This window comes from Phenylobacterium sp. (genome assembly GCF_016124325.1).
GTDB lineage: Bacteria > Pseudomonadota > Alphaproteobacteria > Caulobacterales > Caulobacteraceae > Phenylobacterium.
Genome location: NZ_WGNY01000051.1, coordinates 26,284 through 45,763 on the forward strand (window position 1 = coordinate 26,284; position 19,480 = coordinate 45,763).

General features: G+C 70.5%; 20 protein-coding genes. 14 read left to right on the forward strand and 6 right to left on the reverse strand.

The window, feature by feature from the left end; all coding sequences use genetic code 11:
* The first annotated feature begins 56 nt into the window (after positions 1 to 56).
* Together purU and folD are read left to right on the forward strand one after the other, a co-directional pair.
* On the forward strand, positions 57 to 917 hold the full coding sequence (gene purU / locus GC203_RS22790; RefSeq protein WP_293459181.1) for a formyltetrahydrofolate deformylase: 861 nt from the start codon (positions 57 to 59) through the stop codon (positions 915 to 917).
* 10 nt (positions 918 to 927) lie between these two features.
* Positions 928 to 1,818: a bifunctional methylenetetrahydrofolate dehydrogenase/methenyltetrahydrofolate cyclohydrolase FolD gene (gene folD / locus GC203_RS22795; RefSeq protein WP_293459183.1), complete on the forward strand. Its 891-nt coding sequence runs from the start codon at positions 928 to 930 to the stop codon at positions 1,816 to 1,818.
* A gap of 36 nt (positions 1,819 to 1,854) precedes the next feature.
* Here folD and GC203_RS22800 read toward each other — a convergent pair whose 3' ends face one another.
* Both GC203_RS22800 and GC203_RS22805 read right to left on the reverse strand, forming a co-directional pair.
* Positions 1,855 to 2,502: an RraA family protein gene (locus tag GC203_RS22800; protein WP_293459185.1), complete on the reverse strand. Its 648-nt coding sequence runs from the start codon at positions 2,500 to 2,502 to the stop codon at positions 1,855 to 1,857.
* 87 nt (positions 2,503 to 2,589) lie between these two features.
* Positions 2,590 to 3,747 (reverse strand): FAD-binding oxidoreductase, encoded by a 1,158-nt coding sequence (locus GC203_RS22805; protein ID WP_293459187.1) that lies wholly within the window; start codon positions 3,745 to 3,747, stop codon positions 2,590 to 2,592.
* Positions 3,748 to 4,103: 356 nt separating this feature from the next.
* Between GC203_RS22805 and GC203_RS22810 the strand changes: the two genes are divergently transcribed.
* The 6 genes from GC203_RS22810 to GC203_RS22835 are packed head-to-tail and all read left to right on the forward strand — an operon-like array spanning position 4,104 to position 10,364.
* Positions 4,104 to 4,409: a hypothetical protein gene (locus GC203_RS22810; RefSeq protein WP_293459189.1), complete on the forward strand. Its 306-nt coding sequence runs from the start codon at positions 4,104 to 4,106 to the stop codon at positions 4,407 to 4,409.
* Positions 4,406 to 5,674: a thiamine pyrophosphate-dependent enzyme gene (locus GC203_RS22815; RefSeq protein WP_293459191.1), complete on the forward strand. Its 1,269-nt coding sequence runs from the start codon at positions 4,406 to 4,408 to the stop codon at positions 5,672 to 5,674. The genes GC203_RS22810 and GC203_RS22815 overlap by 4 nt, the downstream gene beginning before the upstream one ends.
* A 1-nt stretch (position 5,675) precedes the next feature.
* Positions 5,676 to 6,689 carry an alpha-ketoacid dehydrogenase subunit beta gene (locus GC203_RS22820; protein ID WP_293459193.1) on the forward strand — a complete coding sequence of 338 codons (1,014 nt, stop codon included), beginning with the start codon at positions 5,676 to 5,678 and terminating at the stop codon, positions 6,687 to 6,689.
* A gap of 1 nt (position 6,690) precedes the next feature.
* Positions 6,691 to 7,962, forward strand: a complete 1,272-nt coding sequence (locus GC203_RS22825) for a dihydrolipoamide acetyltransferase family protein (RefSeq protein WP_293459195.1) — start codon at positions 6,691 to 6,693, stop codon at positions 7,960 to 7,962.
* Positions 7,959 to 9,347 (forward strand): dihydrolipoyl dehydrogenase, encoded by a 1,389-nt coding sequence (lpdA, locus tag GC203_RS22830; protein WP_293459197.1) that lies wholly within the window; start codon positions 7,959 to 7,961, stop codon positions 9,345 to 9,347. The genes GC203_RS22825 and lpdA overlap by 4 nt, the downstream gene beginning before the upstream one ends.
* A 30-nt stretch (positions 9,348 to 9,377) precedes the next feature.
* Positions 9,378 to 10,364, forward strand: coding sequence for a bile acid:sodium symporter family protein (locus GC203_RS22835; protein WP_293459199.1), 987 nt, complete (start codon positions 9,378 to 9,380; stop codon positions 10,362 to 10,364).
* 39 nt (positions 10,365 to 10,403) lie between these two features.
* On the opposite strand, the gene GC203_RS22840 is transcribed toward GC203_RS22835, so the two are convergent.
* From GC203_RS22840 to GC203_RS22850, 3 genes are all read right to left on the reverse strand, one after another.
* Complete coding sequence (locus GC203_RS22840) at positions 10,404 to 12,026, reverse strand: ABC-F family ATP-binding cassette domain-containing protein (RefSeq protein ID WP_293459201.1); 1,623 nt, start codon at positions 12,024 to 12,026, stop codon at positions 10,404 to 10,406.
* Between the two features lie 180 nt (positions 12,027 to 12,206).
* Entirely contained in the window at positions 12,207 to 12,851 is a 645-nt protein-coding gene (locus GC203_RS22845) for a DUF1109 domain-containing protein (RefSeq protein WP_293459202.1), read from the reverse strand.
* A complete protein-coding gene (locus GC203_RS22850) occupies positions 12,838 to 13,389 on the reverse strand; it encodes a sigma-70 family RNA polymerase sigma factor (protein WP_293459204.1) in 552 nt (183 codons plus the stop codon). The genes GC203_RS22845 and GC203_RS22850 overlap by 14 nt, the downstream gene beginning before the upstream one ends.
* A 234-nt stretch (positions 13,390 to 13,623) precedes the next feature.
* Between GC203_RS22850 and GC203_RS22855 the strand changes: the two genes are divergently transcribed.
* Genes GC203_RS22855 through msrA form a run of 5 tightly spaced genes read left to right on the forward strand, consistent with a single transcriptional unit; the run spans position 13,624 to position 16,640 of the window.
* Positions 13,624 to 13,848, forward strand: coding sequence for a DUF2282 domain-containing protein (locus GC203_RS22855; protein ID WP_293459215.1), 225 nt, complete (start codon positions 13,624 to 13,626; stop codon positions 13,846 to 13,848).
* Between the two features lie 32 nt (positions 13,849 to 13,880).
* Entirely contained in the window at positions 13,881 to 14,735 is an 855-nt protein-coding gene (locus GC203_RS22860; RefSeq protein WP_293459206.1) for a DUF692 domain-containing protein, read from the forward strand.
* Positions 14,728 to 15,516: a putative DNA-binding domain-containing protein gene (locus tag GC203_RS22865; RefSeq protein WP_293459207.1), complete on the forward strand. Its 789-nt coding sequence runs from the start codon at positions 14,728 to 14,730 to the stop codon at positions 15,514 to 15,516. The genes GC203_RS22860 and GC203_RS22865 overlap by 8 nt, the downstream gene beginning before the upstream one ends.
* On the forward strand, positions 15,513 to 15,998 hold the full coding sequence (locus tag GC203_RS22870; RefSeq protein ID WP_293459209.1) for a DoxX family protein: 486 nt from the start codon (positions 15,513 to 15,515) through the stop codon (positions 15,996 to 15,998). Before GC203_RS22865 ends, GC203_RS22870 begins: the two co-directional genes overlap by 4 nt.
* 54 nt (positions 15,999 to 16,052) lie before the next feature.
* Positions 16,053 to 16,640 carry a peptide-methionine (S)-S-oxide reductase MsrA gene (gene msrA, locus GC203_RS22875; protein WP_293459210.1) on the forward strand — a complete coding sequence of 196 codons (588 nt, stop codon included), beginning with the start codon at positions 16,053 to 16,055 and terminating at the stop codon, positions 16,638 to 16,640.
* Positions 16,641 to 16,647: 7 nt separating this feature from the next.
* Here the strand turns inward: msrA and GC203_RS22880 are convergent, their stop codons facing one another.
* Positions 16,648 to 18,195 (reverse strand): glycosyltransferase family 39 protein, encoded by a 1,548-nt coding sequence (locus GC203_RS22880; protein ID WP_293459212.1) that lies wholly within the window; start codon positions 18,193 to 18,195, stop codon positions 16,648 to 16,650.
* A gap of 400 nt (positions 18,196 to 18,595) precedes the next feature.
* Here GC203_RS22880 and GC203_RS22885 point away from each other — a divergent pair.
* The coding region (locus tag GC203_RS22885) for a TonB-dependent receptor plug domain-containing protein (RefSeq protein ID WP_293459213.1) at positions 18,596 to 19,480 on the forward strand (885 nt) is incomplete at its 3' end.

Genomic DNA, 19,480 nt, shown 5'->3' on the forward strand with positions numbered 1-19,480 from the left:
GCCTCGCGCGCCCCCCCCCCGACACCGAACTTCAGTCTTCTTCAGGAGGTCTCGGCATGACCGCCAGACAATTCGCACTGACTCTGTCCTGTCCCGACCAGCCCGGCATCGTCGCGGCGGTGACCACGGCGCTCTTCGAACGGGGCGCCAACATCCTCGAGGCGCAGCAGCACAACGACGGCGAGGCCGACGTGTTCTTCGCCCGCTTCGGCTTCGTGCTCCGGGACGATGCGCCGATCGAAGCCGTGCGCGAGGCCTTCGCGGCGGTGGCCGAGCGATTCCGAATGCAGTGGCGGTTGCGCGAGCCGGACGAGCGGACGCGGGTGCTGCTGCTGGTGTCGAAGTTCGATCACTGCCTCGCCGACCTGCTCTACCGCTGGCGGATCGAAGAGCTGCCGATGGACATCGTCGGCGTCGTCTCGAACCATCCCCGGGAATCGTACAGGCACCTGGACCTGTCGGGCCTGGCGTTCGACTACCTTCCGGTCACCCGCGAGACCAAGGCGGAGCAGGAGGCGGAGATCTGGAGGATCGTGCAGGCGCGCGACGTCGAGCTCGTGGTTCTCGCCCGGTACATGCAGATCCTGTCGTCGGACCTCGCGGGCAAGCTGTCGGGCCGGTGCATCAACATCCACCACTCGTTCCTGCCGGGCTTCAAGGGCGCCCGGCCCTATCACCAGGCGCACGCCCGAGGCGTGAAGGTGATCGGCGCCACCGCCCACTACGTGACGAGCGATCTCGACGAAGGCCCGATCATCGAACAGGACGTCGAACGCGTCAGCCACACCGACACGCCGGGCGACCTGATCCGCAAGGGGCGGGACGTGGAGCGGCGCGTGCTGTCGCGCGCGGTGAGCTGGCATCTGGAGCGCCGCATCGTCCTGAACGGCGACAAGACCGTCGTGTTCAAGAACTGAGGGCCGGGCCGTGACAGCCGACATCATCGACGGGAAGCTCCACGCCGCCCGCGTCCGGGCCGACGTGGCGCAGGCCGTAGCGGAACTGCGCGCAACGCACGGGCTGCAGCCGGGCCTCGCGGTCGTCCTCGTCGGGGACGATCCGGCGAGCCAGGTCTATGTGCGCTCCAAGGGCGAGCATTCGCTGGCGGCGGGCATGCGTTCCGTGACGCACCGGCTTTCCGGCGACACGACGCAGGGCGAATTGCTGCAGTTGATCGCCGCCCTCAACGCCGACCCCGCGGTCCACGGCATCCTCGTGCAGCTGCCGCTGCCGCTTGGGCTGGACCAGCAGGCCGCGATCGCCGCGATCCACCCGGACAAGGACGTCGACGGCCTCAACGTCGTCAACGCCGGCCGGCTGGTGGCCGGCATGGATGCGCTGGTCCCCTGCACGCCGCTGGGCTGCCTGCTGCTGCTTAGGGAAACGCTGGGGGATCTCGCCGGGCTGCGCGCGGTCGTGGTCGGACGGTCGCTCTTGGTCGGCAAGCCGATCGCCCAGCTGCTGCTGCAGGAGAACTGCACGGTGACCATGGCCCATTCGCGGACCCGCGACCTGCCGGCGATCTGCCGCGAGGCCGAAATCCTGGTCGCCGCCGTAGGCCGGCCGCGGATGATCCAGGCCGACTGGATCAAGCCGGGCGCCTGCGTGATCGACGTCGGCATCAATCGCGTCCCGTTCGACGATCCCGCGAAGGCGGCCGCCGGCCAGACCAAGCTGGTGGGCGACGTCGACTACAAGTCGGCCCTGGCCGTCGCCGGCGCGATCACGCCGGTGCCGGGAGGCGTGGGCCTGATGACGGTCGCGATGCTGCTGCAGAACACGGTGACGGCGGCGAAACGCCAAGCCGGGATCGCTTGATCTAGGGTAGACGCCTCGAGCTGCGCGGCGTCTACGCTACGCCCCGGGCTTGCCGTAGGCGCCTTTGTAGCGGCCCTCATGGATCGACCGGATCATCTCGGCCTCGCGCAACTCCTGGGCGCGCACCGCCTGGATCAGATCCGGCGCAATCGCCTGCGGGAACGCGACGACGCCGTCCTCGTCGCCGACCACGATGTCGCCGGGGTGGATGACCATCCCGCCCACGGTGAGGGGCACGTTGATCTCGCCGGGACCGTCCTTGTAGGGCCCCTTGTGCGTCACGCCCCGCGCGTAGCAGGGCATCGGCAGCTGGGCGACGCCGGCGACGTCGCGGATCGCGCCGTCGACGACCAGGCCGGCGAGCTGCTTCCAGATCGCGATCTGCACGATGATCTCGCCGATCAGCGCCCGGCTGAGGTCGCCGCCGCCGTCCACGACCAGCACGTCGCCCGGCCGCACATGCTCCAGCGCCTCGTGGATCGTGAGGTTGTCGCCCGGACGGGTGCGCACGGTGAAAGCCGTGCCGACCATCACGCCGCTGCGCTTGTGGTACGGCTGCAGGCCGACGACGCCAGGCAGGCGTTCGAGGTTGTCGCTGATGACGGCCGCGGCCGCTGTGCGGAAGCCGTCGAGCAGGCCGGGATCGGCCGGCGCCGGGCTGGGTTGGCGTGTGATCAGGGTCATGGTCCTCATCTTCCTGTCGCCAGCCTGACGCTGGCCGCTACGGCAATGGGGCGCTGCCGGGGAGAGCAGCGCCCCGCCCCCCCGCGGTCAGCCCCGGTTGCCGCCGAAGCGCTGGACGAACAGCCGGTCTTCCGCGACCCGATCGTGGGACATCTGCCGGAACTCATCGTCGGTCTTGCCGTCGAGGATCCAATCGGCGAGGCGCCGACCCATCGCCGGGCCCAGCTTGAAGCCGTGGCCGCTGCCGCCCCAGGCGTCGACGTAGCCGCTCACCCCGGCGCGCGGGCCGGCGAAGGGATACCAGTCGGGCGTGGCGTCATAGAGGGCGGCGTACGAGTCGATCCGCGCGGCGCCCTGGAACCACGGATAGCGCCGTTCCAGGCGTTCCAGCAGGTCGCTGATGAAGTCCTCGTCGGCGTCCAGCTTGTAGTTGTCGGGATCGACGTCGTGATACGGCTTCGGGAAGCTGCGCCCGACCACGAAGCGGCGGTTGCCCAGCGGCCGCGCGTAGACCAGGTCGACCTGGTTCGAGATCGGCCCCTCGGGGATCGGGCGGCCCGGGCGGATTTCCCAGACGCTGTCCTGCTCGCGGACCACGCGTAGCGGCATGTCCAGGCCGATGCTCTCGCCCAGCTTGCCGGCCCAGGGGCCGCTGGCGTTGACGACGACGCCGGCCTCAAGGGTCTCGCCGGCGACCTTCACGCCGGTCACGTGCTTGGCGTCGCCGACCAGGGCCTCGACGGCCGTCTTCGGTCGGAACTCGCCGCCCAGCGCCTTGAACGCCTCGACGAAGGCTTCGGTGGCGTGGACCGGATCGGCGTAGCCGCCGGTGGGCTCGTAGACCACGCCCACGACACCCTCTGGATTCACCAGGTCGGCGATGCGCGACGAGGCCAGGTCGGTGAACTCCGTCTCGACGCCCAGGCTCTTCACCTGCTCGACCGTGGGCAGCGTGCCTTCGAGCATCTCTTCCGAGATCAGCATGTGCCAGCCGGTCTGAGCCAAGCCCGACTTGAAGCCGGCCTCGTTGAGATCCTGCAGCAGGCCGATGGACTCGCGCGTCAGGTTCGTGCCGATAGGCACCGAGTAGTGCTGGCGGATGATCGCGGCGCTCTTGCCTGTGCCGCCGGCGGCCGGCTGGTCGCGGTCCAGTAAGAGGACGTTGGCGACGCCGCGCTTCTTGAGGAAGTAAGCTGTCGCGGCGCCGGTGATCCCCGCGCCGACGACGATGACATCGTATTTCATCTCAATTCCTTCGAAAGATAGTAGCGTTCAGATTCATCGACTTGTTGGCGCCGCAGAAACGAGCCTGCGTCGAGGCGCGGGTTGCGCGCTTTCGTCGGGATGTTAGCCAAGGCCCTGTCTTGGGTGACATAAGTTTAAGTTATGCGGCGCCGGGCCCGGGCCTGGCCGCCGCGCCCCGCTTCGCCCGTCGCAAATGGCGAATCCGGCGACGCGAATTCACAAGTAGCACCGTGGTCGACACGAGCATCCTGCGGGCGTGACGCTCGACGCGACGGGGTCGGACCCGCCGATCGATCGCCCGGGCTCCGGACGCGTCGGTCCGTGGTCGCGGGTCACGCGTGAGCCAGGGGTAAGACATGCATCGTGCTTCGATCGATCCGGACGCGCAGGGCGCGACCACCAGCCCGCGGACCTCGACGGCCGAGCATGCCTTCGAGATTTCGGCGCGCGATGGGATCTACGGACTGAACCGCGTGCTGGCCGTCTTCGCCCTGCTGGGCATCGCGCCGGGAGAACTGCAGGGCCGCCAGGACCAGGATCAGGACCGCGTGCGGATCGGCGTCCGGTTCCGCGCCGACCCCCGGCGGGCGCAGCTCTGCTACGAACGGCTGTCGGGGATGGCCTGCGTCGAATCCGTATCCGGCGCGCCGGCCTCGCGATGAGCACCGAGCCGAACGACATCGACGCGCCGCTGCTGCGCAATCGCGAGCCCCTGCGGCTGCACGTGCCGCAGCCGAAGCGCCGCCCGGGCGAGCCGCCCGACTTCAGCGACTTCACGCCGCCCGAGGCGGGCTCGGTCCCCCGACCGGACGTGGCGGCGCCCGCCGAGGAGATGCGGCCCCTCGCGTTCGAGCTCATCCGGGTTCTCGACAGTTCCGGCGAAGCCGTCGGCCCCTGGCGTCCTGACCTTCCCGCGGACCGGCTCGTGGCGGGGCTTCGGGCCATGCTGCGAACCCGCGCCTACGACGAGCGCATGTTCCGCGTGCAGCGGCAGGGGAAGAGCTCGTTCTACATGAAATGCACGGGCGAAGAGGCCGTGGCGGCCGCCGCGGCCATGGCGCTGGACGCCGAGGACATGTGCTTCCCGACCTACCGCCAGCAGGGCCTGCTGCTGACCCGCGGCTACCCCATGATGAAGATGATGTGCCAGGTGTTCTCCAATGCCGAGGACCCGCTGAAGGGCCGGCAGATGCCGGTGTTCTACTCCTCCAAGGCGGCGGGCTTCTTCTCGATCTCCGGGAACCTGGGCACCCAGTTCAGCCAGGCGGTCGGCTGGGCGATGGGCTCGGCCTACAAGGGCGGCGACCGCATCGCCGCAGCCTGGATCGGCGAGGGATCAACCGCCGAAGGCGACTTCCACTACGCGATGACCCTGGCCTCGGTGTACCGCGCGCCCGTGGTCCTGACTGTGGTCAACAACCAGTGGGCCATCTCGACCTTCCAGGGCATCGCAAACGGCGGCGAGGCGACCTTCGCGGCGCGGGCGATCGGCTATGGCGTCCCGGCCCTTCGCGTGGACGGCAACGACTTCCTCGCCATCTACGCCGCGACGGCCTGGGCGGCCGAACGGGCGCGGAGCAACCTCGGCCCGACGCTCATCGAGCTGGTGACCTATCGGGCCGAGGGGCATTCGAGCAGCGACGATCCGTCGAAGTACCGGCCGGCCCACGAGGCCCGCGCCTGGCCTCTGGGCGATCCCATCGAGCGGCTCAAGGCCCACCTCATCGCCCTGGGCGCGTGGGACGAGGACCAGCACCTCGCCCTGCAGGCGGAAGCGGCCGAAGAGGTCGGCGTCGCGCTCAAGGCCGCCGAGGCGATCGGCGTGCTGGGCGCAGGGCGGCGTCCGAGCTCATCGACCATGTTCGAGGACGTCTACAAGGACCAGCCCTGGCACCTGCGCCGCCAGCGCCAGGAGGCGGGCGTCTGACATGGCGACGATGACCATGGTGCAGGCGCTGAACTCGGCGCTGGACGTGATGCTGGGCCGCGACCCCGACGTCCTCGTCTTCGGCGAAGACGTCGGCTACTTCGGCGGCGTGTTCCGGGTCACCGAAGGCCTGCAGCGCAAGCACGGCCTCACCCGCTGCTTCGATACGCCGATCACCGAAGGCGGCATCCTGGCCGCCGCGGTCGGCATGGGCGCCTACGGCCTGCGGCCCGTCGTGGAGATTCAGTTCGCCGACTACATCTATCCCGCGATCGACCAGCTGATCTCGGAGGCGGCCCGCCTCCGCTATCGCTCCGCCGCCGAGTTCACCGCGCCGCTGGTGGTCCGCACGCCCTACGGCGGCGGCATCTTCGGCGGCCAGACCCACAGCCAGAGCCCAGAGGGTCTGTTCACCCACGTGGCCGGCCTGAAGGTGGTCATCCCATCCACGCCCTACGACGCGAAAGGCCTGCTGGTCGCCGCGATCGAGGACGACGACCCGGTGCTCTTCCTGGAGCCGAAGCGCCTCTACAACGGCCCGTTCAGCGGACGGCACGACGAGCCGGTCCGCCCTTGGTCCGGACATCCCGCCGCCGAGACGCCCGAAGACTACTACCGGGTCCCGTTCGGCCAGGCGAACGTCGTGCGGGAGGGCTCCGCGGTCACGCTCCTGGCGTACGGCACCATGGTCCATGTGGCGCTGGCCGCGGCCGAGGACACGGGGATCGACGTCGAGGTCATCGACCTGCGCACGCTCTGGCCGGTGGACATCGAGACCATCACGGCCTCGGTCTGCCGCACCGGCCGCTGCGTGATCGTGCACGAGGCGACGCGCACCAGCGGGTTCGGCGCCGAACTCTCGGCGCTGGTGCAGGAGAACTGCTTCTGGAGCCTGGAGGCGCCGATCGTGCGCGTGACGGGCTGGGACACGCCCTACCCGCACGTCTTCGAGTGGGAATACTTCCCCGGGCCGAAGCGGATCGCTCAGGCGCTCCGAGACGTCGTGGAGGCCTGACGTGGGACGCTACGTCTTCAAGCTGCCCGACGTCGGCGAAGGCGTCGCAGAGGCCGAAATCGTGGCCTGGCACGTCCAGGTCGGGGACCAGGTCGCCGAGGATGCGCCTTTGGTCGACGTCATGACCGACAAGGCGACGGTCGAGATCACCAGCCCTGTTTCGGGCCGCGTCCTCGAAGTGTGCGGCGACGTCGGCGCCAACGCCGCGATCGGCTCCATCGTGACGGTGCTTGAGGTCGAGGGCGAGGGCCACGAGGACGCGGAGGCCCGCCCTGCGCCCGTCGCGACGCCGCCGCCGCCCTCCGCAGAGCCCGTCGCCGCATCCGCTCCGGCGGACGCCGGGCGCCCTGCGAGCAAGACCGCCGCGCCCGCTCCGCCCCGCGTGGCGCGCGCGCCGGGCATAAGGCCGCTCGCCTCCCCCGCCGTGCGCCGGCGGGCGCTGGAGTTGGGGGTCCCGCTCCAGTTCGTTCCCGCATCCGGCCCCGCCGGACGCATCACGCTGCACGACCTCGCGGCCTACGCCGCCGATCCCACGCCTGCGTCCACCGCGCCGGCCGGCCTCGCGCGCCGCAGCGGCGCCGAGGTGGTCAAGGTGATCGGCCTGCGCCGCCGGATCGCCGAGCGGATGAGCGAGGCCAAGCGGCGCATTCCGCACTTCTCGTACATCGAGGAGGTCGACGTGACCGAGCTGGAACGCCTCCGGACGCTGCTGAACGCGGAGCACCCCGACCGGCCGAAGCTGACGGTCCTGCCCTTCATCGTGCGTGCGCTCACGCGGACGCTGCCGGCGTTCCCGCAGATCAACGCCACGTTCGACGACGAGGCCGGCGAAGTCACCCGGCACGGGCCTGTCCACGTCGGGATCGCGACCCAGACGCCGGGCGGCCTGGTCGTCCCCGTGCTGCGCCATGCCGAGACGCTCGATCTCTGGGCCGCGGCCGCCGAGATCGCTCGGCTGGCGAAAGGCGCGCGGGACGGCGCGGCGTCGCGCGACGAACTCACCGGTTCCACCATCACCCTCACCAGCCTGGGCCCGCTCGGCGGGCTCGCCACGACCCCGGTCATCAACCGGCCGGAGGTGGGGATCGTCGGTCCCAACCGGATCGTCGAGCGGCCCGTCGTCGTCGATGGCGCGATCGTCGTCCGCAAGATGATGAACCTGTCCTCCTCGTTCGATCACCGCGTGGTCGACGGCTGGGACGCCGCCGAATTCGTCCAGCGGCTGAAGAAGTTGCTGGAGGCGCCCGCCCTGCTGTTCGTGGAGCAACCGTGACGACGCGTACGACGACCCGGGTTCTGGTGGTAGGCGGCGGTCCCGGCGGCTACGTCGCCGCCATCCGCGCGGCCCAGCTGGGCCTTGAAACGACGCTGGTGGAGGCCGACCGCCTGGGCGGCGCCTGCCTCATCCGGGGTTGCATCCCCTCCAAGGCGATCATCCACGCGGCCGAGATCTACGCCCAGATCTGCGCCGCGCAGGCTGGCGGGCATCTCGGGATCCGGGTGACGGGCGACGTGGCGCTCGACTTCGGCGGGACGCGAGCCTGGAAGGACGGCATCATCGACCGGCTGAGCGATGGCGTCGGCGCCCTGCTGCGCCGGGCCAACGTCAAGGTCTTGCACGGCTGGGCGGTCTTCCAGGACGCCAAGACCTGCCGGGTGACTCTGTCCGACGGGGGGACCATCGAGATCCAGGCGCAGGACGTGGTGCTGGCCACGGGCTCCGAAGCCGTCGCATTGCCGGGTTTGCCCTTCGGGGGCGACATCCTCTCGTCGACGGAGGCCTTGTCGCTGGCCGCACCTCCGGAGCGGCTGGCGATTGTCGGGGCCGGCTACATCGGGCTCGAACTGGGCCTGGCGTTCGCCAAGCTCGGCTCCGGGGTCACGATCGTCGAGGCGGCCGACCGCATCCTGCCCCAGTACGACGCGGCGCTCACGGCGCCGGTGACCAAGGCGATCGGCCGGCGCCGCATAGACGTACATACGGGCGCCCGGGCCGAACGGTTCGAAGGTGGCCAGCTCCGGGTCCGCCAGCACGAGGGTGGAGAGCTCGCCATCCCCGCCGACAAGGTGCTGGTGACCGTCGGCCGGCGCGCGCGCCTCGACGGCTGGGGGCTGGATGCGATGGGGGTCGACACCGAGCGCGGCGTCGTGCGCGTCGACGACCGCTGCGCGACCTCGATGGCGGGCGTATGGGCCATCGGCGACCTCACGGGCGAACCGATGCTCGCGCACCGCGCGTCGGCGCAGGGCGAGATGGTCGCCGAGCTCATCGCCGGGCGGAAGCGTCGCTTCGACGCGACGGCCATCCCGGCGGTCTGCTTCACCGATCCGGAGATCGTCACCGTGGGCGCCGCACCCGGCGCGGCGGGCACGACCACCGCCGTCTTCCCGCTCAGCGCCAACGGCCGCGCCATGACCCTGGAGGGCGAGACCGACGGCGGCTTCGTGCGGATCGTGGCGAGCGCACAGGACCAGCGCATCGTGGGGTTCGCAGCAGTGGGGCGTCAGGTCTCGGAGCTGTCCGGCGAGATGTGCGCCCTGATCGAGATGGGCGCCGTGCTGGAAGACGCCGCCGCGATCATCCACGCCCATCCGACCCAGTCGGAGAGCCTCGGCGAAGCGGCGCTGCGGGCCCTGGGACACGCGCTGCACATCTGAGACGGCGAGGCCGCCGCACCGAGGGGAATCATGAAGATTGACGGTTTTCTGCTTTCCATCGCGGCCGCCGTCGCGCTGGCGCTGGCCGCACCGGGGATCGGGGCGAGCACATCGGCGATCCCGTTCGGCGCCATAGCGGCGGCGGGGATCTCGCTGGTGTTCCTACTGCACGGCGCCAACCTGTCGCGCGAGGCGCTGCGCGACGGGGCCGTGAACTGGCGCCTGCATCTCTTCGTCCAGTCGGCCACGTTCATCTTCTTCCCCGCGACCGGCGCAGCCATCTACTTCGCGACAGACGGCTGGCTCCCAGACGCCGTGCGCCTCGGCTTCTTCTATCTGGGCGCGCTTTCCTCGACGATCTCCTCGGCGGTGGCGACTGTGGCGATCGCGCGCGGCAACATTCCGGCCGCGATCTTCAACGCGACCCTGTCAGGCCTCATCGGGATGGTGGTGACCCCGGTGCTGATGGGCCTCGTGCAGGCGGGCGCGGGCCAGCTGTCCCTGCTCGACGCGATCCTGGACATCGCCGGGAAGCTGCTCTTGCCGTTCGTGATCGGGCATGCGCTGAGACCCTGGCTGGGCGAGACGATCGCGCGTCACAAGGCGTGGGTGACGCGGCTCGATCGCGGCGTGATCGTCCTCATCGTCTACACGGCCTTCTGCAATTCCACGCAGGCCGGCGTCTGGTCGAGTTTCGGGCCCATCGTGCTGCTGACGGTCGGCGTGCTCGTGGCTGTGTGGCTGGGTGCGGTCATCCTCGTCACGACGTTGGGAAGCCGACATCTCGGATTCCCGGTGGACGATGAAGTGACCGCCGTCATCTGCGGTTCGCAGAAGAGCCTGGCCAACGGGGCGCCGATCGCGAAAGTGCTGTTCGGCGCCAGTCCGACGCTTGGCGCCGTCCTCCTCCCGCTGATGCTGTATCATCCCCTTCAACTGATCGTCTGCTCGGCGCTTGCCCGCGGATACGCGGCGCGCGGGGCGGACCGCGAGGGTGGGCGATCCATCCAGGCGTGACGACACGCGCCGCGCAAGTCCGGATGGCGGGCGTCACCCTCAGGGATGCAGCCCCGGCGCCTCCTGGCCCGTGCGGGCGACATATTCCGTATAGCCGCCGCCGTACTGGTGGACGCCCTCCGAAGTCAGCTCCAGGACGCGGTTCGACAGCGCCGCCAGGAAATGGCGGTCGTGCGAGACGAAGAGCATCGTGCCCTCGAAGTCGGCGAGCGCCGCGACCAGCATCTCCTTGGTCGCCATGTCGAGGTGGTTGGTCGGCTCGTCGAGGACCAGCAGGTTCGGCGGATCGAACAGCATCTTGGCCATCACCAGGCGCGCCTTCTCGCCGCCGGAGAGCACGCGGCACGGCTTCTCGACGTCATCGCCGGAGAAGCCGAAGCACCCCGCCAGGGTGCGCAGCACGCCCTGGCCCGCCTGGGGGAACGACCCGTCCAGGGATTCGAAGACCGTCTCCTCGCCGTCCAGCAGGTCCATGGCGTGCTGGGCGAAATAGCCCATCCGGACGCTGGCCCCGAGGCTGACCACGCCCTGGTCGGGCGTCGTGGCGCCGGCCACCAGCTTCAGCAGGGTCGACTTGCCGGCGCCGTTGGCGCCGAGGACGCACCAGCGTTCCTTCCGGCGCACCAGGAAGTCGAGGCCTTGGTAGATCGGCTGGGCGCCGTAGCCCTTGTGGACGCCCTTCAGGCTGATCACGTCGTCGCCCGAACGCGGCGGGCTGCGGAACTCGAACTGGACCGTCTGGCGGCGTCGCGGCGCCTCGACCCGTTCGATCTTGTCCAGCTTCTTCACCCGGCTCTGCACCTGGGCGGCGTGGCTGGCGCGGGCCTTGAACCGCTCGATGAACTTGATCTCCTTGGCCAGCATCGCCTGCTGGCGCTCGTACTGCGCCTGCCGTTGCTGCTCGCTCAGCGCGCGCTGCTGGTCGTAGAAGTCGAGATCGCCCGAATAGGTGATGAGCGAACCGGCGTCGATCTCCACCACCTTGCCGATGATGCGGTTCATGAACGCGCGGTCGTGCGACGTCATCAGCAGCGCGCCGTCGTAGGTCTTCAGGAAGGCCTCGAGCCAGATCAGGCTTTCCAGGTCGAGGTGGTTGCTGGGCTCGTCCAGCAGCATGGCGTCGGGCCGCATCAGGAGGATGCGCGCCAGCGCCACCCGCATCTTCCAGCCGCCGGACAGCAGGCCCACGTCGCCGTCCATGCGCTCCTGGCTGAAGCTCAGGCCGGCCAGCACCTCGCGGGCGCGAGCCTCCAGCGCATAGCCGTCCAGTTCCTCGAAGCGATGCTGCACGTCGCCATAGCGTTCCATGATGGCGTCCAGTTCGTCGGCCTGGTCCGGGTCGACCATCGCCGCCTCGAGCCTGGACAGCTCGGCGGCCAGCGCGCTGACGGGCCCCACGCCATCCATCACCGCGGCGACGGCGCTCTGGCCCGACATCTCGCCGACATCCTGGCTGAAGTAGCCGATCGTCGTTCCGGGATCGATCGCGACGACCCCGTCGTCGGGTTGCTCTTGTCCCGTGATCATGCGGAACAGCGTCGTCTTGCCGGCGCCGTTCGGGCCGACGAGCCCGACCTTTTCGCCCTTCTGGACGCCCATCGAGGCGTCGATGAACAGGATCTGGTGGCCGTTCTGCTTGGAGATGTTGTCGAGGCGGATCATCGGGCGGTCTGCTAGCTCGGCCGCCGGGAGAAGACCACCCTCAGCCGAAGGGCCGTTCGTCGCGGGCCCGCCTGGCCCGCCTTGGCGAAACGACATTTGTCGGGCGGCGGCGGCATTCGCCGGGAGCGCCCCTGCCGGCGGACGGAGCTCAGGACGCCGGGGCCCGGACCTGTCCGGCCCCTAGCGCCAGCGCAGCGCCCAGGGACCGACCAGGGCGCCGACCGCGGCGCTCAGCGCCATGCCCAGCGAATACCAGGTGGCCAGGAACGCCATCGAGGTCTCGGTGCAGTGCAGCCCGTAGATCGCCGCGGCGACGCCGCCCGCGAACAGGCCGGCCGCCGCGCCCGCCATCCGCAGGCGTGTCGGCGCGAACCGCCGCACGGCCAGCAGCGCCAGCGCCAGGGTCGGGGCCGAGAGCGTCAGGATGTAGATCGGGCAGCGCCTCCACGATCCGCCCAGCCACATCGCCATCCGGTCGGCCGGCGGGGCCATCGCCATCCGTCCGAGGCCCAGCAGGAGCACGAACGCCAGGGCGGCGATGGCCAGGGTCAGGCCGGGCCGCGGCGACCCGGCCGGCCGCGCCAGACGTTCGGCGCACCAGAAGCCGGCCGCGGCCAGGACGACGGCGTAGCCGGCCTTCATCCAGAACATCATGCCGCCCGCCGCCTCGGCGAGGTCGGGCCGCAGGCCCAGCCACACGAACACGAGGGCGAGGGCGACCGCGCCGCCGGCCGCCGCCGTAGCGGCGATGCCGAGCCGCACCGCCCCCGGCCGCACGGGCGCGAGGTCGGCGACCAGGCTCTCGATCAGGTCATCCGTCTTCACGCTCGCGCATCCTTGCGGTGAGGGCGGCCATCGCCCGGTGCAGCGAAACCTTGGCCGCGCCCTCGGTCATCCCGGCGCGCGCGCCGGCCTCGGCGAGGCTCAGCCCCTCGATCTTCACGTCGCGGATCAGCCGCTGCTGGCGCTCGGGCAGGTGGCCCAGCACGCGCTCCAGATCGAGCCGCGCTTCCGCCGAGCCGTCGGGCGGCGCCCAGAGGCTGTCCTCGAAGGTTTCCAGCGGCACGTGGACGCGGATCCGCCGACGGCGCCAGAAGTCGATCAGCTTGTAGCGCGCGACCGCGTGGGCCCAGGCCGTGAACGGCTGGGCGGCGTCGTAGGTGACGCGACGACGGTGGATGGCGAGCAGCGTCTCCTGCACCAGATCCTCGATGTCGGCGGCGTGGGCGGGGCCCAGCCGGCGGGCGAAAAAGACGGACAGGCGGCGCGACAGCTCGCCGAGCAGCTCGCGCCAGGCGGCGGCGTCGCCGTCCTGGGCCCGCCGCATCAGCGCTCTCAGCCGCAGCTCGAGATCGGCTGTCACGTCTCGTCCGTCCCTTTAGTTCGCCGGCGCGCGCACGAAGGTTACGCGGGCGCCCGACGAAAAGCTCGAAGGCGAAAAATTCCGGGGCGTATGTAACCTGCGCCGGACAGCCTGCGAACTAGCTCCTGACCGCGCCACGGTGGCGGGTCGAACGTTCAGGAGCTTTCTCCCATGAAGACCCTTCAGACAACCCTCGCCGCCTCGGCCGTCTTCGCCCTGCTGGGCGGCGCCGCCATGGCCGATGACCACATGTCCAAGGACAAGATGTCGGGCGCCACGGAGAAGTGCTACGGCGTCGCCAAGGCTGGCCACAACGACTGCAAGGCCGGCGCCGGCACCACCTGCGCCGGGACGTCGAAGGTCGACTACGACGGCAAGGCCTTCAAGGAAGTCGCCAAGGGCGCCTGCGTCACCATCAAGACGCCGAAGGGCATGGGCTCGCTGACGCCCAAGGCCTGACCCTCCGCGCCTGCCTGAAGGATGACGTCCAGATGACCCCGAGCCCCCACGCCGGCGTCGGCCTCAAGCCCCAGCACTACGCCGAGGCCCTCGCCGCCCCCGCCCATGGGCTCTGGTTCGAGGTCCACGCCGAGAACTACATGGCCGCTGGCGGCCCTCGGCTGGCCTGGCTGGACGCCATCGCGCGCGACAAGCCGATCTCGCTCCATGGGGTGGGCCTGTCGCTCGCCGCGGACGAGCCGCCGGATGCGGGCCACCTCGCGGCCCTGCGGCGTCTCGTCGACCGCTATCGCCCGATGCTGGTTTCCGAGCACCTGGCGTGGTCGATGCGGCAGGGGGTCTACGTCCCCGACCTCCTGCCGTTTCCGCGCACCCGCGCCGCGCTCTCCCGCATCGCCGACAACGTGGCGCGCATGCAGGACGCGGTCGGCCGCCAGGTGCTGATCGAGAACCCTTCCCTCTACCTGCCCCTCGACGGCCACGAGATGGGCGAGGTGGAGTTCCTGGCCGAGCTGGCCCGCCGCACCGGCTGCGGCCTGCTGGTCGACGTCAACAACATCTTCGTCAGCGCCAACAATCTCGGCCGATCCGCCGAGGCCTATGTGGACGCCGTGCCGGCCGCGCTGGTCGGCGAAATCCATCTGGCCGGCCACGACGCCGACGAGCGGATGGGCCGCGCCCTGCTGATCGACACCCACGCCGCGCCGGTCGCCGAGCCGGTGTGGGCGCTCTACGGCCGGCTGATCCGCCGCATCGGCCCGCGCCCCACGCTCATCGAGCGCGACGGCGAGATTCCCGCCTTCCCGGAACTGCTCGCCGAGGCCGAACGCGCCGAAGGCATGCTGCGCGCCGCCGAACGGGCGCGGGAGGCGCTGCTCGATGCCTGAAGCCGCCCCCGCCTTCCACGACGCCTTCGCCGCGGCGCTGGCCGGCGACGCGTCCGCCCTCGCCGCCGGCTGGGGCTCGGGCGCCGACCTCGACGCCGGCCTGACCGTCTACCGCAACACCATCGCCAAGGGCTGCGCCGACGCGCTCACGGCCCAGTTCCCCACCGTGGAGAAGCTGGTCGGCGAGGCCTGGCTCGCGGCCGCCGCCATCGCCTTCGCCAAGGATCATCCGCCGCGCCAGGCCTCCTTGCTCACCTACGGCCAGGAGTTCCCCGACTGGCTCGCGGCCTTCCCGCCGGCGGCCGACCTGCCCCACCTGCCCGCCATCGCCCGGCTCGACCTGATGTGGACCGACGCGCACCTGGCCGCCGACGCCGAGCCCCTGCCCGCCGGCGCCTTCGCGGCGCTGGGCCCCGACGACCTGGGCCGCCTGACCGCCGAGCTGCATCCGGCGACGCGCTTCGCCCGCTTCGACCTGACTCTCCCCGCGCTCTGGCGGGCGCTGCAGGCCGAGGCGGCGCCCGAAGCCTTCGAACTGGATGAGACCCCCCAGGGCCTGCTGATGACGCGGCCCCGGCTCGACATCGAACACCGGGTGATCGGCCCGGGCGCCTGCGCCTTCCTGGCCGCGCTCACCGATCGTCGCGCCCTCGCCGACGCGGCCGGCCTGGCCCTCGCCGCCGAACCCGACCTCGCCCTCGACACCGCCTTCGCCGAGCTGATCGCCCTGGGCGCCTTCGGCCGGCTGATCCCCGCCGCCCCCAACCGAGACCAACCATGACCGACGCCGCCCTGCCCGCGCCCCTGCGCGCCCACCGCTCGCTGAGCGATCTCGCCCGCCGCCTCGTGCCCGAGGACGCCATCGCCCTGGTGATCCGCCTGGGCGTCGCCGCCATCTTCTTCCAGTCGGGCCGCACCAAGGTGGACGGCCTGCTGCACATCACCGACGGGACCTACACCCTGTTCCGCGAGGAATACCGGCTGCCGCTGGTCCCGCCCGACATCGCCGCCCACCTGGCGACCTATTCCGAGCACCTGTTCTCGATCCTGCTGGTGCTGGGCCTGTTCACCCGGCTCTCGGGCCTAGCCTTCCTGACCATGGCCGCGGTGATCGAGATCTTCGTCTATCCCGACGCCTGGCCGACCCATCTCTCGTGGGCGGGCCTGCTGATCTATCTCGTGGCCCGCGGCGGCGGAGCCTGGAGCCTGGACCGTGCGTTGGGCCTGGACGGCGGCGCCTCTTCCGCCCGGCCTCGGCCGTAGCTGCAAAACCCCCTCGACGTGACCCCTCTCCCCCCGAATGGCATAGTGAGACCCATGAAGACCAAGCTGTTCGCCGCGATCGCCGCGGCCGCGATATTCGCCTCCGGGACGGCCCCCGCCGCCTCGGGCCTCAAGACCGCCGTCTTCGCCGGCGGCTGCTTCTGGTCGATGGAGAAGGGCTTCGAATCCACCCCCGGCGTGGTGTCGGCGGTGTCGGGCTACTCCGGCGGGACCATGCCCAACCCGACCTACCGCAACCATCCGGGCTACCTGGAAGCGGTGAAGGTCACCTACGACCCAGCCAAGATCAGCTACGCGCAGCTGGTCGACAGCTACTACCACCACATCGACCCGACCGACCCCAGGGGCCAGATCTGCGACTTCGGGCCGTCGTACCGTCTCGCGGTGTTCGTCTCGGACGGCCAGGAGCAGAAGGTCGCCGAGGCGGCCAAGGCGAAGTACGGCCAGGAGTTGGGGGCCACGATCACGGTGGCGACGCGGCAGGCGTCGCGCTTCTGGGACGCCGAGGACTATCACCAGGACTACGCCAAGAAGAACCCGGCCGCCTATCAGCGCTACTATGTCGGCTGCGGCCGCGGCCCGGCGCTCCACGCGGTCTGGAACGGCAAGGAAGCCCACTAGCAGCGCGTCACTCCGCGCCGTCGGCCTCCTCCGGAAGGCCGGTGGCGGGGTCGCGCGGCTGCGGCGCGAAGCGCTCGCCGACGAACATCTCGATGCGCCGCTTGTGGCGGCGGTCAAGCCAGACGCTGCCGATCTCCAGGCCGGAGGCGCGGGCGAAGTCCGCCTCCATCTCGTCCCGCCGCCAGCCCTCGTAGGCCACCATCAGCACGCGCCGGCCCAGGGCGGGCGTCAGGGGCGCGGTCGTTTCCGCCTGGTTGCGCGGGCCGTCCATCAGCAGCCAGCTCGTCAGCGGCGGGGCGCCCGGCCCCAGCCGGTCGCGGCCGTAGTACGAGATCGCGTAGAACAGGAAGCGGTTGTTGACCGCGATCGCCGAGAGTCCCGGCTCGCGCGCCGCCCGGTCGAGGATCAGGTCGGTGGCCTGCGACCAGCCCCGAGCCCGCTTCAGGCCGTTCGCGAGGCCCACCCGGTCGGCGACGTCGGGCGAGATCACCGCGGCCAGGAAGAACGCCGCCACGGCCCCCTGGAGGGCCAGCGCCGCGATCAGCCACCGCCGGGCCCGCCAGCGCACCAGCCAGGCGCCGACCAGGACCGCGCCCGCCAGATAGCCCGCGCCCGACCAGTTGGCGTTGGCCCGGCTGATGAAGGCCTGGGCGGTGACGATCACCAGCGGCGGCAGGGTGAAGCAGAGCAGCATGAGGTCGTGGCCGGACAGGCGCCGCCGCGCGATCGCCAACCCCACGCCCACGATCAGGACGCCCAGGGGGATCGGCCCGAACACCCCGAACTGCGAGACCACGAACTCGCCCAGGGCGACAAGGTTGAAGAGCTGGACGCCGCTCCAGGCCGCGTTCGAGGCGGTGTGCTGGAAGGTGGCGAAGCCGTGGGCGGCGTTCCACGCCAGGTTCGGGGCCAGCACGGCCGCCAGCGCCGCCACCGCCGCAGCCGCCGAGGCGGGGCGCCAGGCGGCCCGCGCCGGCTTGGAAACGATCAGATGCAGGGCCAGGCCGATCACGAAGTAGACGGCCGCGTACTTGGCCAGGAACGCCAGGCCCAGCGCCGCGCCCAGTGCGGCGGCGCGCAGGACGGGCCGCCCTCCGCCCTCCAGCAGCGCGGCATAGGCCAGGATGGTCAGGCCCAGGAAGAACAGCAGCGGCGCATCGGTCGCGGCCACCAGCGCCGAGAGCTGGACGCCGGGCATCAGGGCGTAGAGGGCCGCCCCCGCCAGCCCCGCCGCCGAGCCATAGAGGCGCCGGCCGATCAGGAACGCCGTCAGGGTCGCCCCCGCCTGGAAGAGCCCGGCCGACAGCCGCACCCAGGGCTCGGCGTCGCCGCCGATGGCGGTGGTGGCCCAGATCGCCCAGGCGATCATCGGCGGCTTGGAATAGTAGCCGAAGTCGAGCGTGCGCGACCAAAGCCAGTACTGCGCTTCGTCGGGGTAGAGCTCGAGCGGCGTGCGAAACAGGGCCACAAGGCGCAGGCATTCGAGAGCCACGACCAGCAATACGGCGGCCCGCAGGTCGCCGGCCGTACGCTGCGGCCCAGGGCTTTGCGACATCACCACTCCTCGGAGCCGCGGACCCTAGAGCCTTCCCGGATCAAGTGAAATCACCTGATCCGGACAAGGCGGCTCGACCTTCGAAACGCGCGGAGCCCGTCCGGGCGGGCGAACCGGCATCCACTTCCCCCTGACGGGCTCTAGTTCGGAATGCGCGCGAGCGGGAGGCCGTTCTTGCCGCCGGCGCCGCGCCGAGAGGGCATCCGGTTGTGTCGCGGTGACCAAAACTGATGCGCATAAGTCGCACAGCGATACAAAACGCTTCGGTTTGTGACACAAATCGACCCGCCTTCGCAAAAGCGTCACCCACGCCCATCTGTTTGAAGTTATAGGCCCTCTCGACTCGGGGGCGCCGGAGGGGCCGACCCCTGTGACGAGTCAGTCCTGAGGGGTCCAAACTATGCATCTGAAGTTGAGCCGCGCCCTGTGCGCCACGACGGCGCTGGCCACCGGCCTGCTGATTTCGGGCCAGGCCCTGGCCCAGTCCACCGGTACGGCGCTGGTCGAAGAACTGGTCGTGACCGGGTCCACGGGGCCGCGGAACATGGACGGCGCCATCGTCGCCGAGCGCGAGCCCAAGTCGCGGGCCTCGATCACCTCGGAGTTCATCACCCGCCAGGCGCCTGGCCAGTCGGTGCTCGACACGATCAACCTGCTGCCGGCCGTGAACTTCACCAACAACGACGCCTTCGGCTCGTCGGGCGGCGACATCACCCTGCGCGGCTTCGACAGCCAGCGCGTCGCCCTGCTGCAGGACGGCGTCCCGCTGAACGACAGCGGCAACTACGCCATCTATCCGAACCAGCAGCTCGAGCCCGACCTGATCGAGCGGGTCACCGTCAACCTCGGCACGACCGACGTCGACAGCCCGACCGCGGCCGCCGCCGGCGGCACGATCAACTACATCACCCGCAAGGCTTCGAACGACTTCGGCGTGCGCGGCGAGATCGGCTACGGCGACGACAACTTCCAGCGCTACTACGCCACCCTCGAAACCGGCCGCATCGGCCCGTGGGGCACCAAGGCCTGGTTCTCGGCCACCTACACCAAGAACGACATCTTCAAGCCCCATGACGCGGTCACCGATCCGGCCGGCGGCATCAAGAAGAAGCAGTTCAACGCCCGCATCGACCAGGAGTTCGGCGACTTCGGCTGGGCCAGCCTGATCCTGAACTACAACGAAAACCGCAACGCCTTCATCAACCGCATCAGCCTGGCGAACTTCCAGAACCACATCGCCCCGGTGAACAGCGTCTCGGCCGCGGCGATCAACAACAACCCCTCG